The organism is Paenibacillus sp. sgz302115 (assembly GCF_056120445.1).
The window spans coordinates 108,481-124,379 of record NZ_JBVYOK010000018.1 but is presented as its reverse complement, the minus strand read 5'-3'; the positions used below and the strand labels follow the sequence as shown (position 1 = coordinate 124,379).

13 protein-coding genes, 1 rRNA gene and 1 riboswitch are annotated in these 15,899 nt (G+C 54.4%); all 14 genes read left to right on the top strand.

Annotated features, from left to right (window positions below):
* Window positions 1-100: ribosomal RNA gene (gene rrf / locus AC0LWN_RS25660) — 5S ribosomal RNA — on the top strand; the annotation flags it as partial.
* Between the two features lie 265 nt (window positions 101-365).
* A complete protein-coding gene (locus AC0LWN_RS25655; RefSeq protein ID WP_474670396.1) occupies window positions 366-1,106 on the top strand; it encodes an acyl-[acyl-carrier-protein] thioesterase in 741 nt (246 codons plus the stop codon).
* A 211-nt stretch (window positions 1,107-1,317) separates the two neighbouring features.
* The gene (locus tag AC0LWN_RS25650) at window positions 1,318-3,456 is read left to right on the top strand and encodes a DNA topoisomerase III (protein WP_474670394.1); all 2,139 of its coding nucleotides are present in this window, start codon (window positions 1,318-1,320) and stop codon (window positions 3,454-3,456) included.
* A 188-nt stretch (window positions 3,457-3,644) separates the two neighbouring features.
* Window positions 3,645-4,895 carry an MFS transporter gene (locus tag AC0LWN_RS25645; protein ID WP_474670392.1) on the top strand — a complete coding sequence of 417 codons (1,251 nt, stop codon included), beginning with the start codon at window positions 3,645-3,647 and terminating at the stop codon, window positions 4,893-4,895.
* Between the two features lie 81 nt (window positions 4,896-4,976).
* Window positions 4,977-5,240, top strand: coding sequence for a DUF1294 domain-containing protein (locus tag AC0LWN_RS25640; RefSeq protein WP_019913664.1), 264 nt, complete (start codon window positions 4,977-4,979; stop codon window positions 5,238-5,240).
* Between the two features lie 26 nt (window positions 5,241-5,266).
* Complete coding sequence (locus tag AC0LWN_RS25635) at window positions 5,267-5,701, top strand: universal stress protein (protein WP_458967071.1); 435 nt, start codon at window positions 5,267-5,269, stop codon at window positions 5,699-5,701.
* Window positions 5,702-5,859: 158 nt separating this feature from the next.
* Window positions 5,860-5,961: riboswitch (purine riboswitch) on the top strand.
* A gap of 371 nt (window positions 5,962-6,332) precedes the next feature.
* Window positions 6,333-6,818: a 5-(carboxyamino)imidazole ribonucleotide mutase gene (gene purE, locus AC0LWN_RS25630; RefSeq protein ID WP_474670389.1), complete on the top strand. Its 486-nt coding sequence runs from the start codon at window positions 6,333-6,335 to the stop codon at window positions 6,816-6,818.
* On the top strand, window positions 6,815-8,179 hold the full coding sequence (purK, locus tag AC0LWN_RS25625; RefSeq protein ID WP_474670387.1) for a 5-(carboxyamino)imidazole ribonucleotide synthase: 1,365 nt from the start codon (window positions 6,815-6,817) through the stop codon (window positions 8,177-8,179). The genes purE and purK overlap by 4 nt, the downstream gene beginning before the upstream one ends.
* 6 nt (window positions 8,180-8,185) lie before the next feature.
* Window positions 8,186-9,481 (top strand): adenylosuccinate lyase, encoded by a 1,296-nt coding sequence (purB, locus tag AC0LWN_RS25620; protein ID WP_474670385.1) that lies wholly within the window; start codon window positions 8,186-8,188, stop codon window positions 9,479-9,481.
* 374 nt (window positions 9,482-9,855) lie between these two features.
* Window positions 9,856-10,746: a phosphoribosylaminoimidazolesuccinocarboxamide synthase gene (locus AC0LWN_RS25615; RefSeq protein WP_474670383.1), complete on the top strand. Its 891-nt coding sequence runs from the start codon at window positions 9,856-9,858 to the stop codon at window positions 10,744-10,746.
* A 270-nt stretch (window positions 10,747-11,016) separates the two neighbouring features.
* A complete protein-coding gene (gene purS, locus AC0LWN_RS25610; RefSeq protein WP_474670381.1) occupies window positions 11,017-11,262 on the top strand; it encodes a phosphoribosylformylglycinamidine synthase subunit PurS in 246 nt (81 codons plus the stop codon).
* Window positions 11,263-11,267: 5 nt separating this feature from the next.
* A complete protein-coding gene (purQ, locus tag AC0LWN_RS25605) occupies window positions 11,268-11,957 on the top strand; it encodes a phosphoribosylformylglycinamidine synthase subunit PurQ (protein ID WP_474670379.1) in 690 nt (229 codons plus the stop codon).
* On the top strand, window positions 11,935-14,181 hold the full coding sequence (gene purL / locus AC0LWN_RS25600; RefSeq protein ID WP_474670377.1) for a phosphoribosylformylglycinamidine synthase subunit PurL: 2,247 nt from the start codon (window positions 11,935-11,937) through the stop codon (window positions 14,179-14,181). The genes purQ and purL overlap by 23 nt, the downstream gene beginning before the upstream one ends.
* On the top strand, window positions 14,166-15,662 hold the full coding sequence (purF, locus tag AC0LWN_RS25595; RefSeq protein WP_474670375.1) for an amidophosphoribosyltransferase: 1,497 nt from the start codon (window positions 14,166-14,168) through the stop codon (window positions 15,660-15,662). Before purL ends, purF begins: the two co-directional genes overlap by 16 nt.
* Window positions 15,663-15,899 lie beyond the last annotated feature (237 nt).

Sequence of the window (15,899 nt, the reverse complement as noted above, 5' to 3'; positions counted from 1 at the left end):
AGGGGTTCCACGCGTACCCATCCCGAACACGACCGTTAAGCCCTCCAGCGCCGATGGTACTTGGACCGAAGGGTCCTGGGAGAGTAGGACGCCGCCAAGCAACATGAAGCCATTGTTGAGCAATCGACAGTGGCTTTTTTTGTTTTTGATGAGAAATGGGGAGTATCTTAAGCTGTCTGGAGATTGTGGATATAATATGAGCTAACAAGGAATGAAAAAAACTTGTCCACATGTGGATAGAACTTTTATTTCTGCATTGGTGATGAAGTACTCCCCAGTTTATGTGGATAGTGTAGAATAATTGTGGATACATAGGTGTTTTTTATACTTAATTCGCGTTCTTATTTTGCAAAGGGGATAGAGTAGTGGATAATACAACTAATCTTCTGTGGACAGAGAATTTTGTACTGCAGGCAAGTGATACGGATTACCGTTCCCAAGGCAAGCTTTCTTTCATTCTGGAGATGATGCAGCTTACAGCTGATTCTGCGGTGGGTGCACTTGGTTTGGGGCTGGAGCAAATGCTGGCGGCCGGGATGGGCTGGATGTTGATTACCCTTGATCTTGAGCTTGGCCGTATGCCAAGACTGAATGATCAGCTGACAGTGCGGACCTGGAGTAAAGGAACGAAAGGGGCATTGTGGCAACGGGATTATCGCATTTATGACAAGGATCATTCAGAGGTAGCTGTAGCACGCTCGATCTGGGCGCTTGTGGATATTGAGAAGCGGAAGCTTTTACGGCCAACAGCTCTTCCTGTACCGGTAAGCCATTATGAGGCTGATTCAGTCGGGTCTATACCGGATAAAGTAACAATTCCTGAAGGTGTAACTCTGCAAGAGGTTTATTTATATCAGGTTAGGTTCAGTGGGCTGGACAGTAATCATCATTTGAATAACGCACGGTATGGAGAAATCTGCTGTGATGCCTTGTCTTTGGAGGAGTGGGGGGCTAAGGAGTTAAGGCGCTTTCGGATTACTTATGCACAAGAAGCCAAGTTCGGAGATGAAATGCAAATCCAGCGGTCCGCTTTAACTAATGAAGGTATATTTGTACAGGGAGTAGCAGGGGATAGGGTGTTTTTTACGGCATGCCTGGAATTCTGATCAAACATAGCATTAATAATACAGCATATGAACGTGGAAGAAATAGTAAAAAGGCAAAGACCGTGTCTGTTCAGCAGCTACGGTCTTTGTTGCGTGATAGCAGCTCATAGGGACATTTATTGTATTATTGTCCGTGCAGATTCAGCCTTGACGATATTTGCGGAGTTGGGATCATGGTATAATGAGGTGTTGAAAAGGAAGGGAGAGAGCTATGAAGGTATTGGTACTTGCGGAAAAGCCGTCGGTAGCGCGTGAGATTGCGCGGGTGATGGGCTGTGGAAATAAGCAAAAAAGCTATATTGAAGGTCCTAAATATGTTGTTACCTGGGCTTTGGGCCATTTAGTGGGTCTGGCGGAGCCTGAAGACTATAATAATAAATACGCGGCTTGGGCGTTGGAGGATTTGCCGATTCTGCCCGAGAAGACGAAGCTGAAGGTGCTGCGGGAAACGAACCAGCAATACAAGGCGGTGCAGCAGCTTATGAAACGGCAGGATATTGAGGAGCTGGTTGTCGCCACGGATGCGGCGCGTGAAGGCGAGCTGCTGGCGCGCTGGATTATGAATATGGCCGGCTGGCGCAAGCCGTTCCGGCGTCTGTGGATTTCCTCGCAGACGGATAAGGCGATTAAGGAAGGCTTCGCGTCGCTGCGGCCGGGCCGGGATTTTGACCGGCTGTATGAATCGGCCCGCTGCCGCGCGGAGGCGGATTGGATGATTGGGCTTAACGTGACGCGGGCGCTGACCTGCAAGTTCGGTGCGCCTCTGTCTGCCGGACGGGTGCAGACACCGACGCTGGGCATGATCATGGACCGGGAGGGTGAAATTACCGGCTTTCGCTCCCAGGAGTATGACCAACTGACGGCTGATTTTGGCAGCTTCCAGGCGGGATGGCGGGCTCAGGGCGGGGATGGGCGTATTTTTGACCGGGACAAGACGGCAGTGCTCAAGGAGAAGGTTACCGGACGCAGCGGACGTATTGCCAAGGTGCAAAAAAGCGAGAAGAGTGAACCTCATCCGCTGGCCTATGATCTGACAGAACTGCAGCGTGATGCCAACCGCAAGTTCGGCTTCTCGGCAAAGCAGACATCCAGCGTGCTTCAGCGGCTATATGAGCAGCACAAGCTGGTAACATATCCGCGAACAGATAGCCGTTATCTGACCTCGGATATGACGGCTACTTTAAAAGAAAGACTGGACAGCGTTGCAGTCGGCCCTTACGCAGCACTCGCAAGACCTCTGCTGCGCAAGCCTTTGCCGATTACCAAACGGATCGTGGACGACAGCAAGGTGAGCGATCACCACGCGATTATTCCTACAGAGCAGACAGTATTGCTGAACCTGCTAAGTGCAGAGGAGCGCAAGCTGTATGATCTGATCGTGCGGCGGTTCATCAGCCTGTTCTATCCTCCGGCACGTTATGATGCAGTGACCGTGACGGTTAATGTGGAGGGCGAAAGCTTCCATGTTAAAGGAACTACGGTAAAAGACGCCGGTTGGCGAGAGGTCTACGGCGGGGATATGAGCAGCGATGATGAAGAGGAGAACGCCGCGGATGAACCGGCGGCAAGCAGTGTGAAGCTGCCGGAGCTGCGTGAAGGTGAAGCCGTTACCGTACAGCGCTGTATCATCCGGCCAGGCCGGACGCAGCCGCCGAAGCGCTATAATGAAGCTTCGCTGCTGACACAAATGGAGAAGCATGGTCTGGGGACGCCTGCTACCCGCGCCGATATTATCGAGAAGCTGGTCAGCTCCGATACTATTGAGCGCCAGGGCAATCTGCTTCATCCCACAGGGAAAGGCAAGCAACTGATCGGACTGGTGTCGAGTCAGCTCCGTACGCCGGAGCTTACGGCACGTTGGGAGGCAGAGCTTGAGAAGATCGCCCGCGGGCAGGGACGGCCAGAGCCTTTTCTGCAGGGAATTCGCAGTATGGCCCAGGAGCTGGTGTCCGGTGTGAAGAACAGCGGGGCGGAATACAAGCCGCATAATGTCTCCAGCAGCCATTGCCCGAATTGCGGGACGCGAATGCTGGAGAAGAAGACCAAACGCGGCAAGCTGCTGGTCTGTCCTGCGGATGACTGCGGCTATACCCGTGCGGGTGAGAAGCAATTGTCGAACCGCCGCTGTCCGCAGTGCCATAAGAAGATGGAGCTTAAAGAGGGCAAGGCAGGGCGTTATGTGCAGTGTCTCGGCTGCGGAATTACAGAGATGATGGACAAGGACCATAAGCATATCAACAAGCGCGAGCAGCAGAAGCTGGTGCAGCAGTACAGCAAAACGGAAAGTGTTGGATCGAACCTGGGCGAGCTGCTGAAAGCAGCGATGGAAGCCAAGGAGAAGGGGAAGTAAACAAAGCAGAGTTACCGGCAGCCAAATAGTAAAGGGCATGCTGAATAAGGGAATGAATAGTATAAAGTTAAATTATGATGATGAGAAAAGATTCCACTATAGTTTATAACATGAAATAGCTATTTTACTAAATATATCTAAAATGAACGGAGCGTTATCAGGAAAATACAGATGGAGCGGGTGATGGATTGGCAGCGGTACAGCAACAAGAGTATGAAGACTCGTCTGCGGAGGCCTCGGGAAGCAGGGGCGGCAGCCGGTTGTTCTTTTTAATAATTGTCTTTATGTTCTGGTTTTCTTCCTATATCTATGTTCCGGTGCTTTCGCCGTATGTAGAGCATCTGGGAGCCTCCTATGTAATGGTCGGGGCGGTGCTGGGAGTATATGGGCTGATGCAGATTCTGTTCCGGCTTCCGATTGGTATTGGCTCAGATGTTCTGAACCGCCGCCGGCCGTTCATCTATCTTGGTTTAATAGCCAGCGGGGCAAGCTGTCTGCTGTTTATGGCAGGAGCGCATCCAGGCTGGGCGCTGGCGGCTCGTGCGGTATCCGGAATTGCGGCCTCGGCGTGGGTTGTATATTCGGTGATGTTCGCCGGGTATTTCCCGAAGGAGGATGCCGGAAAAGCCATGGGCATGCTGCAGTTCACTACCGTGATTGCGCAGCTCGCAAGCATGATGATCAGCGGGTATATGGTTCAGCATTGGGGCTGGAATACCCCGTTTGTGATTGGCGGACTGGTGGCGGCTGCAGCCCTGCTGCTTGCGCTCCGCTTGCCGGAGCAAAAGCTGGAGAAGCGCGAAAGCGCGATTCAAATCAAGGATCTGGCTGGAGTGATCAAAGAGCCGTTGCTGGTCAAGGTATCGCTTTTATCGGTGCTGGCGCATTGTGTACTGTTCATTACGATGTTCGGCTATACCCCGAACCAGGCGCTGAATATCGGAGCGAGCAAAGAGAGCCTCGGCTGGCTGACACTAGCTTTTATGCTGCCGCATGCTATTGCGACCCTCTACGGTTCCCGGTTGTTCGGCAGGCTGCTGGGTGACCGGGGAACGCTGATGTTTGGTTTTGCCGGAAGTGCGCTGTTCACGCTCCTGATCCCTTCGATGCCGAACCTTGCGGCACTATGCGCGACACAGGTGGGGAACGGCTTTATGCAGGGCTTGATTTTTCCGCTGCTGCTGGGCAAATCGGTCTCCGGGGTGGCTCCGTTCAAGCGGGCTACGGCGATGGGCTTTTATCAGGCGGTGTATGCCATCGGGATGTCGGGCGGTCCTTTTGTAGCGGGCTGGATGAGTGCGGCTTACGGGCTGCGGGGAGGCTTTTGGCTGGGAGGCATAGCGGCGTCGCTTGCTGCGGTGTTGTCCTGGGTATGGATCAAGGATACTGGCGTAATTGGCAGGGAGCAGAGCAAACCCGGGCAGATAGCCCACAGGTGATGTAAGGATTATTGGTTTTTTGTCTAAAAGGGTAATATAATAAATAGTAGATAGGATGTCTGGGAGGAGGGGCCGGAAAGGATGCTCCAGGTTGTATTGCTGTGGTTCGCACTAATCAATATTATCGGGTATGTGGTGATGTCCGAGGACAAGAACAGAGCCCGGAAAAGGCGGGACCGGGTGCCGGAAAAAACATTGTTTTTGCTGGCATTTATGGGCGGCGCGCTGGGTGTGCTGATCGCCATGTACCGCAAGCGCCACAAGACCAGGCATACTTCCTTCAGGATCGGAATTCCGCTCTTGCTGCTGCTGAATATCTTGCTGTATGGTTACTTTTTGGGATAAACAAAACAGAAGAAGAGGTGGCGTACATGTTATTCTCTAAAATTTTGCTTGCCTATGACGGTTCCAAGGCCTCCAATCAAGCACTGGAGCGGGCGATTGAGCTGGCTAAGGTTACTCCGGGTGCATCCCTTTACGTCGTACACGCTTTTGAATTCCCGCGCTTCTTCATCGGGGAGGCTCTCGCGCCTCTGCCGGCTTCAGTGAACAAGGATTATTATGATTTGGCGGTACAAACTACGGATGAAGTGAAAAGCCGTCTGGAAGCTGAGGGACTGAATGCTACCGTTGAACTGCTGCAGGGCTCGCCTGCTGAAGTAATATTAAGCTACGCCAAGGAGCATGCGATGGACGTGATTGTTATCGGCAGCCGCGGGCTCGGCGGAATCCGTGAATTTGTTCTGGGCAGTGTAAGCCACAATGTTGTGCAGAGCGCCCGGATTCCGGTATTGGTCGTTAAATAATAGATTAAAGAGAGGGGCGCGAAGGCGTTCCCCTTTTTTCTATAAGATGTAGGATAAGATGTGAAATAGCGATTCCAAATGTGCCCAAACGCGAACATTTTGACTGCTGGAAATAACAATGTTCGTGTTTAAGTTGACATGAAGTGTAGGGCATTGTTAAGATGAATCTATGAAGAGCTCGTATAAAACCGGGAATAGGGCCCGGAAGTTTCTACCCGGTAACCGTAAATTGCCGGACTACGAGGAAATAGGATGACTAGAACGGCCGTCAGCGCCGCCCCGGAACTGAGGGGCGGCGAGCTGTGCGCTTATCCCGGGTATATGACTGCAGAAGCAGTGTGCGCCGGGACAGTTCTCCTATTCCTCCAGTAGTCTGGGTCCACCCGCAGCAAGATGCGTTTGGAATCCGGGCTTTTTTTTTCGGATTTCATGGAAAACTTTCCTGAAATAACGATGTCAATCAGAGGACGTTGTTATGGAAGCTTCGAATTAGGTGCAGCCAAATTGAGGGTCTTCTTCGAAATTTCATCATTCGAGATGCCGCGAAACAGCGGCATGAGTGTCTGGCGTGAAACAGGACAAACTTATAGCAATGAGTCTCTAAATTAGGGAGCGGAAGGTAGGTTGAATCATGTCTGTGCAGGTTGGCGTCATCATGGGCAGCAAATCAGATTGGGAAACAATGGAGCAAGCTTGCCTTGTGCTCGAGGAGCTTGGCGTAGCTTATGAGAAAAAGGTAATCTCGGCGCACCGCACACCGGATTTAATGTTCCGCTATGCGGAGGAGGCCGCAGGCCGTGGCCTGCGCGTGATTATTGCCGGTGCGGGTGGAGCAGCGCATCTGCCGGGTATGGTGGCAGCAAAGACAACGCTGCCTGTTATCGGGGTTCCGGTGCAGTCGAAGGCCTTGAACGGCCTGGATTCGCTGCTCTCCATTGTGCAGATGCCGGGCGGCATACCGGTAGCGACAGTAGCCATTGGCCGCGCCGGGGCTACCAACGCGGGGCTGCTCGCTGCGCAGATGATCGGCGCATTCGATCCTGAAGTGCAGAGCCGGGTGCAGCAGCGGCGCGACGCCATTGCGCGCGAAGTGCTGGAAAGCAGCGAGAGCCTATGAGGCCGGAGGAGCTGAAGGGTGAAGGTCTGGTGACTCAGCCGGAGAAGACGAGGGCGAATGGCCTTGAGGCAGCCGGGCAAGGAAGCCGGGAAGCGTTGAAGGCGAATAGCCCTGAGGTGACGGAGCCTGGGAGCCTTGAAGGCAGGGGGGATACGAAGCCGGCGGCTGACGCTTCGGCTAATACTGCGGCGCCGGGTGCAGGCACGCCCCGGACGCTGCTGCCTGGCGCCACGGTCGGCGTGCTCGGCGGCGGGCAGCTCGGGCGCATGATGGCGCTGGCCGGCAGCGCCATGGGCTACCGCTTCGTGGCGCTCGATCCCGCGCCGGATGCGCCCTGCGGGCAGGTGACGCCGCAGATTACAGCGGCGTACAACGACCGGGACGCAGCGCGGGAGCTGGCGCAGCGTGCGGACGTCATCACGTACGAGTTCGAGAACGTCGACGCGGACGTGGCCGCGCTGCTGACGGCAGAGTCGTACGTGCCGCAGGGCAGCGCGCTGCTGTATACGACGCAGCACCGGCTGCGCGAGAAGGCGGCGATCGAGGCGGCGGGCGTGCCCGTTGCCCCGTACCGCAAGGTCGGCAGCCTGGCGGAGCTTAACGCCGCGGCTGCGGAGCTGGGCCTGCCCTGTGTGCTGAAGACAGCCACAGGGGGGTATGACGGCAAGGGACAAGCCGTCATCCGCCAGCCTTCAGCGCTGGAAGCCGCCTTCCGGCTGGTGGCGCCGGGAGCAGATCTACCTGAGCTGGTGCTGGAGAAATTTGTCGCCTTCAGCTGCGAAATTTCTGTCATTGCCGCCCGCAGCGCCTCCGGCGAGGTCAAAAGCTTCCCGCCGGCGGAGAACATCCACGTGAACAACATCCTGCATTTGTCGATTGTGCCCGCCAGAGTGCCGGAGGAGATCCAGCGGCGGGCCTGCGAGCTGGCAGAACGGCTGATCGCCGGTCTGAATGCGGTTGGACTCCTCGCGGTGGAGATGTTCGTCACCGAGGATGGCGAGCTGTTCGTGAACGAGCTGGCCCCGCGCCCGCACAATTCCGGACATTATACGATGGACGCCTGTGTAACCTCGCAGTTCGAGCAGCATGTGCGTGCGATCTGTAATCTGCCGCTCGGCGATACTACACTCCTCACCCCAGTGGTGATGGTGAATGTGCTTGGCCAGCATATGGACGGGGCCATCCAGGCATTCAGCACAGCGGATGAAGAAGCAAACCGGCTTGGTGTAGCGCCCAAGCTTCATATATATGGCAAGACCGAGAGCAAAACCGGCCGCAAAATGGGCCATATCAACCTGCTCTGCAAGGACACCGGAGACGGCTTGGCCTGGGTGGAGCAAACTAACCTTTGGAGGAACTGACCAGATATGATCGAACGTTACAGCAGACCTGAGATGCGGGCCATTTGGACCGAAGAAAATAAATTCAACGCTTGGCTGGAAGTGGAGCTTTGCGCCTGCGAGGCTTGGGCCGAGCTGGGAGTTATCCCGCAAGAGGATGCCGCCAAGCTGCGCAAGGATGCCAAATTCAATATCGACCGCATTAATGAAATTGAGCTGGAAACACGCCATGATGTCATTGCCTTCACCCGTGCGGTATCCGAGAGCCTGGGCGCGGAGCGTAAATGGGTGCATTACGGCTTAACCTCCACGGACGTTGTGGATACGGCGCTTGGATATCTGCTGCGTCAGGCGAACGAGATTTTGGAGAAGGACATCATTAACTTCATCGAGATTCTAAAGGAAAAAGCTCTGGCCTACAAAGACACTCCGATGATGGGACGCACCCACGGTGTACACGCCGAGCCAACGACCTTTGGTCTGAAAATGGCCCTCTGGTACGAGGAAATGAAACGTAACCTGGAGCGTTTCCGCCATGCCGCAAACGGCGTACAGTTCGGTAAAATCTCCGGCGCTGTCGGCACCTATGCCAACATCGACCCGTTCGTCGAAGAATTTGTCTGCCGCAAGCTGGGTACCAGCCCGGCACCAATCTCTACACAGACGCTGCAGCGTGACCGTCACGCGGAATATATGGCAGCGCTGGCGCTTGTGGCTACGTCCCTGGACAAATTTGCTACAGAAATCCGCGCCCTGCAAAAGAGCGAAATCCGCGAGGTTGAAGAGGCTTTTGCGAAAGGCCAGAAGGGTTCGTCGGCCATGCCGCATAAACGCAATCCTATCGGCTGCGAGAATATTTCCGGCCTGTCCCGCGTCATTCGCGGACACATGGTTACTGCTTACGAGAACGTGCCGCTGTGGCATGAACGCGATATCTCGCACTCCTCGGTGGAGCGGATTATCCTGCCGGATGCGACCATGCTGCTGAACTATATGCTGAACCGCTTCGGCAACATCGTGAAGAACCTGACCGTCTTCCCGGAAAATATGAAGCGCAACATGAACCGCACCTTCGGCGTTCCGTTCTCCGGCCGCATCCTGACCAAGCTGATCGACAAAGGCTTCAGCCGCGAGCAGGCCTACGATACGGTGCAGCCGCGTGCAATGCAGGCCTGGGAAGAGCAAACCCAGTTCCGCGACATCGTCGAAGCGACACCGGAAATCACCGCCGTGCTCAGCCCGGAAGAGATCGAGGATGCATTCAACCCTTCCTGGCACCTTAAGCATGTGGACACCATCTTCCGCAAGCTGGAACTTATCTAATTTAAAAGGTAAGTTAGTGGTGAACTGAGGAACGCAGCAATAAAATGGCGTGAAGTAGCGGGAAGAGCGGATTATTCTTAATCAAGCGCAACTGGAAGCTTGAAATATAAGGTGCGGTAAAAGAGGAACGGAGAGAAATTTTGGAACTGTAGAAGCGTTAGCGTTCGCCTTTATCCTCGGATTTCTACCGCGAGCAGCGGTTCAAATCAGGAAATCTGAGGATAACAGCGATCGGAAGTCCAAACATTTCTTGCAGTGGATCTTATTTGCCAGACCGTTGTTACGGGCTTTTGATTGAGCGGGGAAGAATCCGTGCTTAGTGCGTTTTTTAGCCAGAGTATAAGCAAGATCATTAGTTCAAGGGAGGAAAGGTCATGACATACCCTGCCGTATCCACGGCTGTGGATCTCGTAAATGCACCGCTGCTCTACAAAGGAAAGGTTCGCGAATTGTACGATCTGGGGGAAGAGGTGCTGATCGTCGTCACGGACCGGATCTCCGCGTTCGACTATGTGCTTGACCCGGCGGTGCCGGAGAAGGGCAATGTGCTTAACCGGCTCAGTGCCTTCTGGTTCGGCAAAACTCAGGAGCTGATAGAGAACCACGTCGTACACATTGATGTGGATAAGCTTGGAGACGTTGTGCGGGACAAGGAAGCGCTGAGAAACCGCATCATGGTTGTCCGCAAGGCGGAGCGCATTGATATTGAATGTGTCGTGCGCGGCTGCATTACCGGCGGCGGCTGGCGGCAGTATCAGGAGACCGGCAAGGTGAACGGAATCGCGCTTCCCGCAGGACTCCGCAAAAATGCAGTGCTGTCCCAGCCGATCTTCACGCCTGCAGCCAAAAACGATGTCGGCCACGACGAGGATATCCCTTTTGAGAAGATGCAGGAGCTGATTGGCGCAGAGCTTGCCCTGGAGCTTAAGGAGAAGAGCCTGAAGCTGTTCGCTTTTGCCAGAGAGTACTGTGAAGAGCATGGGATTATTCTCGCGGATTGCAAATTCGAGTTCGGGCTGCTGGACGGCAAGGTGATTCTGATCGACGAGATTTTTACACCGGATGCTTCACGTTTCTGGTCCAAGGAAAAATACGAACTGGATATCGAAATCGACAGCATGGACAAAGAGCCGGTACGGACGTATCTGTCCGCATCCTCCTGGGACAAGAACAGCACCCCGGACCCGCTCCCTGCTGAAGTCGTAGAAGAAACCACCCGCCGTTATCTGGATATTTATCATCGTCTCACCGGCAAGTCTTTATAGAGTGTGAAATGAGCAAAATCAACTGTAGCATCTGCTAATTGCACTCTCTGCAGTTATTTTGCACAAAGTATATGTCATTTTTAATTTAATTGTATTTGGTACAGCTAAAATGGATGAAATGGCCTTAAATAGCTGTTATTCCGAAATGTAACTGTAGAGAATACAACTAAACTTGATTTTGCCGGAGATATGGAGAGAATAGCTGCACAATATGCAGTTAATTGAATTGTAATTTTGTGCTCATTAAATTTTAGGAGGAACTACAAGCGTATGTTAAAAGCGACAGTCTATGTCACCATTAAGAAGAGTGTGCTCGATCCCCAAGGTGTAGCCGTGCAAGGAGCGCTGCATTCCGTAGGTTTTCAAGAGGTTGAATCTCTGCGTATCGGCAAGTATATGGAGCTGACTCTCGATACCGACAACCGCACTGAAGCGGAAGGACGTCTGAAGGAAATGTGCGAGAAGCTGCTGGCCAACACGGTGATCGAGGATTACCGCTACGAATTGGAGGACTAAAAGTCATGAAATTTGCTGTACTTGTCTTTCCCGGCTCCAATTGCGACATTGACTGCTACAAAGCGGTAGAAGACAGCCTCGGCGAATCAGTAGATTATGTATGGCATACCGCGACAGACCTGTCGGCGTATGACTGCATTCTTGTGCCGGGCGGGTTCTCTTATGGTGATTATCTGCGCTGCGGCGCGATTTCCCGGTTCGCTCCGGTTATGGCTGAAGTGGCCAAGGCCGCGGAGCAAGGCAAATTCGTGCTCGGCATCTGCAACGGGTTCCAAATTCTGACCGAAGCAGGGTTGCTGCCGGGAGCACTGCGCCGCAACATGTCGATGAAGTTCCGCTGTCATGACACAGTGCTTAAGGTCGTTAATAACACAACCCCATTTACTATTGATTATGCGAAGGATGAAGAGATCGTCATCCCGATCGCACATGGCGAAGGCAACTATTACTGTGATGAGGAGACTTTGGCATCGCTCAAAGCAAACAATCAGATCGTATTCACATACAGTGACAACCCTAACGGCTCGGTAGCCGATATTGCGGGTATCAGCAACGCAGCAGGCAATGTGGTTGGCATGATGCCTCACCCGGAACGCGCGGCTAACAGCCTGCTCGGTTCGGAGGACGGCAAACGGATGTTCACATCCATTCTCAAGACATGGAGGGATCGTTATGACGCAGCAAGTATCCGCTAAGGAGCCGACTGCAGAGCAAATCGCGGAGCAGAAGATTTATAGTCAATTCGGAGTTTCGGACAGCGAATATGAGCTGATCACTTCTTTCATGGGCCGTAAGCCGAACTATACGGAAATCGGTGTTTTCAGCGTAATGTGGTCTGAACACTGCGCCTATAAGAACTCCAAGCCGCTGCTGGGACGTTTCCCGACAAGTGGACCGCGTGTTCTAATGGGACCGGGCGAAGGTGCAGGAATCGTGGACATCGGAGACAATCAGGCAGTGGTCTTCAAAATCGAAAGCCATAACCATCCGTCGGCAGTAGAGCCTTATCAGGGCGCGGCGACCGGTGTGGGCGGGATTATCCGCGATATTTTCTCCATGGGTGCAAGACCGGTGGCGCTGATGAACTCTCTGCGGTTCGGGAAGCTCGAGAGCGACCGTGTAAAATATTTGTTCGAGCATGTCGTGTCCGGTATTGCAGGCTACGGCAACTGTATCGGTATTCCGACCGTGGGCGGCGAAATTATGTTCGACAACAGCTATGACGGCAATCCGCTGGTCAACGCGATGTGTGTCGGACTGATCGACCATGATAAAATCCAGCGCGGTGTCGCCAAAGGTGTAGGCAACCCCGTGTTCTACGTAGGTCCTCCAACGGGCCGTGACGGTATTCATGGCGCGACCTTTGCCTCTGTGGAATTGAGTGAAGAGTCGGAAGCCAAGAAAACAGCGGTGCAGGTCGGCGATCCGTTCATGGAAAAGCTGGTGATGGAATCCTGTCTGGAGCTGATCGACAGCGGCATCGTACTTGGTATTCAGGATATGGGCGCAGCGGGGCTTACCTGCTCCAGCGCCGAGATGGCGAGCAAAGCAGGCAACGGCCTGGAGCTGTACCTGGATCAGGTGCCGCAGCGTGAAGAAGGCATGACCCCTTATGAGATGATGCTGTCTGAATCGCAGGAACGGATGCTGTTCGTGGTTGAGCCTAAGGATGAGGCGCAGGCACAGGAGATTTTTGACCGCTGGGGGGTTATCTGCCGCAAAGTGGGCAAGGTAACCGATGACGGCCGCTTGAAGCTGTTCCATCATGGCGAGGTTGTCGGCGACATGCCGGTAAAAGCTCTGGTAGACGAATGCCCGATCTATAAAAAGCCTTCAACCGTTCCTGCCTACTATGAAGAGAACGCAACTGTCGATACGCTGCGCTATGATGAAGTAACCGATCTGGGCGGCGCACTGCGCACCGTGCTCGCTTCACCTACAGTAGCAAGCAAAGCATGGGTGTATAACCAGTACGATTATATGGTGCGGACCAGTACGGCGGTTCGTCCCGGCTCTGATGCGGCTGTGGTTACCATCCACGGAACACGTAAGGGCCTGGCAATGACTACAGACTGCAACGGACGTTATGTGTATCTGGACCCTGAAGTGGGCGGACGGATTGCCGTCAGCGAAGCGGCGCGTAACATTGTCTGCTCCGGTGCGAAGCCGCTGGCCATTACGGACAACCTGAATTTCGGCAGCCCGGAGAAGCCGGAGATTTTCTGGCAAATGGAACGTGCTGTAGACGGTATGGCTGAAGCTTGCCGCGTGCTGGATACGCCGGTTATCGGCGGTAACGTCAGTCTGTATAACGAAAATGCTACCGGCGCGATCTATCCGACACCGGTTGTCGGCATGGTCGGTCTGGTTGAGGATACCGATCATATTACGACTCAGGCTTTCAAACAGGAAGGCGATGCGATCCTGCTGCTCGGAGTAACCAAAGCCGAGCTTGGCGGCAGTGAATTCCAATATGCTGTACACGGTCTGACCGAAGGCCGTCCGCCGGCACTGGATCTCGCAACCGAGCAGAAGCTGCTGGATGCTGTCCTTGGCGTCATCCGCAGCGGGCTGGTCCGCTCGGCACATGACCTCTCCGAAGGCGGCTTGGCTGCTGCGCTGGCTGAGAGCTGCATCAGCGGTTCTATCGGTGCGAATATCGAGCTGTCCGCTGGCGGGCTGCGTCCTGACGTGGCGCTGTTCAGCGAGAGCCAATCCCGCATTGTGCTGACTTCGGCACCTGAACGTGCGGAAGAGCTGAAAGCGGCGGTTGCCGCTTACGGTGTACCGGTGGAAATCATCGGAACTGTCGGTGGAGACAGATTGCGTGTTCATCTGGACGGCACAGCCGCTCTGGACGAGTCTGTAACAGAACTCAAAACTATTTGGGAGGATGCTATTCCATGTCTTATGAAATAAAGACCGGGAACAAGCAGGAGACCCCAATCCTGTGGACCGGCGACTTTTATAACGAAGGAACGGGCTCGGGAGATATTTTTGACACCTTAAAAGAGGAGTGCGGCGTTTTCGGGGTCTTCGGACACCCGGAAGCCGCCTCCATGTCCTACTATGGACTGCATGCCCTGCAGCACCGGGGAGAAGAGAGCGCGGGCATCTGCGTGGCGGATGGACGCGACTTCAACTATCACCGCGGCATGGGCCTGGTAAAGGAAGTGTTCGATAAAGACAAAATTGCCTCACTGATCGGCAATATGTCTATCGGACATGTGCGCTATTCCACCAGTGGTGACAGCCGGCTGACCAATGCACAGCCGCTTGTCTTTAAATATCGCGATGGAGATCTGGCGATTGCCACTAACGGGAATATTGTAAACGAGCCGCTGATCCGCAAGCAGCTTGAGCAAAGCGGCTCGATCTTCCAGACGACAAGCGACACCGAAGTGCTGGCGCATTTGATTGCGCGCTCGCAGAAGGATTTTGTCGAAGCGACCAAAGATGCTTTGCAGCAGCTCGTGGGCGGATTCGCCTTCCTGTTGATGACCAATGACAAGCTCATTGTGGCTTCCGACCCGCATGGCCTGCGTCCGCTTGTTATGGGACGGGTAGGCGAAGCCTATGTCTTCGCTTCGGAATCCTGTGCGCTAGAAGTCATCGGCGCGAAGTTCGTCCGCGACATTGAGCCAGGCGAGCTGCTGGTGCTTGATCAGAACGGCCTCCTGGAAGACCGTTTCACCGAGCCGAAGCGCAAGGCGCTGTGTGCGATGGAATATATTTATTTTGCCCGGCCGGACAGCGATCTGAACGGCTCCAACCTGCACGCCGCCCGCAAGCGGATGGGTAGCCGGATGGCGCTGGAGGCGTTCGTTGACGCCGACATTGTAACCGGCGTGCCTGACTCCAGCATCTCGGCGGCCATCGGTTATGCCGAGCAGACAGGCATCCCTTACGAGCTTGGCCTGATCAAAAATAAATACACCGGCCGGACCTTCATCCAGCCGAGCCAAGAGCTGCGCGAGCAGGGCGTAAAGATGAAGCTGAGCGCCGTCCGCCGCGTCGTTGAAGGCCAGCGCGTCGTCATGATTGACGACTCCATTGTGCGCGGTACAACTTCGCGCCGGATCGTCAACCTGCTGCGTGAAGCCGGTGCGACCGAGGTCCATGTGCGGATTACCTCGCCGCCGTTCAAGAACCCTTGCTTCTACGGCATTGATACACCGGACCGACGTGAACTGATCGCCTCCTACAAGACGATTGAAGAAATGTGTAAGGAGATCAACGCCGACTCGCTGGCATTCCTCACACCGGAGGGCCTGATCCAGTCCATCGGCGGCCATAACAGCAGCGATTACAAAGGCGGCTTGTGCCTCTCCTGCTTCGATAACGATTACCCGACGCAGGTGGATTTCGGCGGGGAAGAGAAAGACGGGTGTAGCTGCTAGTTTGGGCCATCCCCCTAAATGTGGTCATCCCCCTAAGTCCCCCTTGCAAAGGGGGATTCCGGAGGGCGCTGCCCTCCGGCCACCCGAAAGCTTGGCGGTAGGAGTTTGCTTTAAACTTTCTAAGCTAGCGTGGGTGCGGGTGCCCGCTTTGTCCTGACGGACACGCTCTACGGCGCTGCGAGCCCCGGCGGCATGCTGCCTCGCCGGGCCTGAAAGCTCAAGAACCTGACCTGTTTG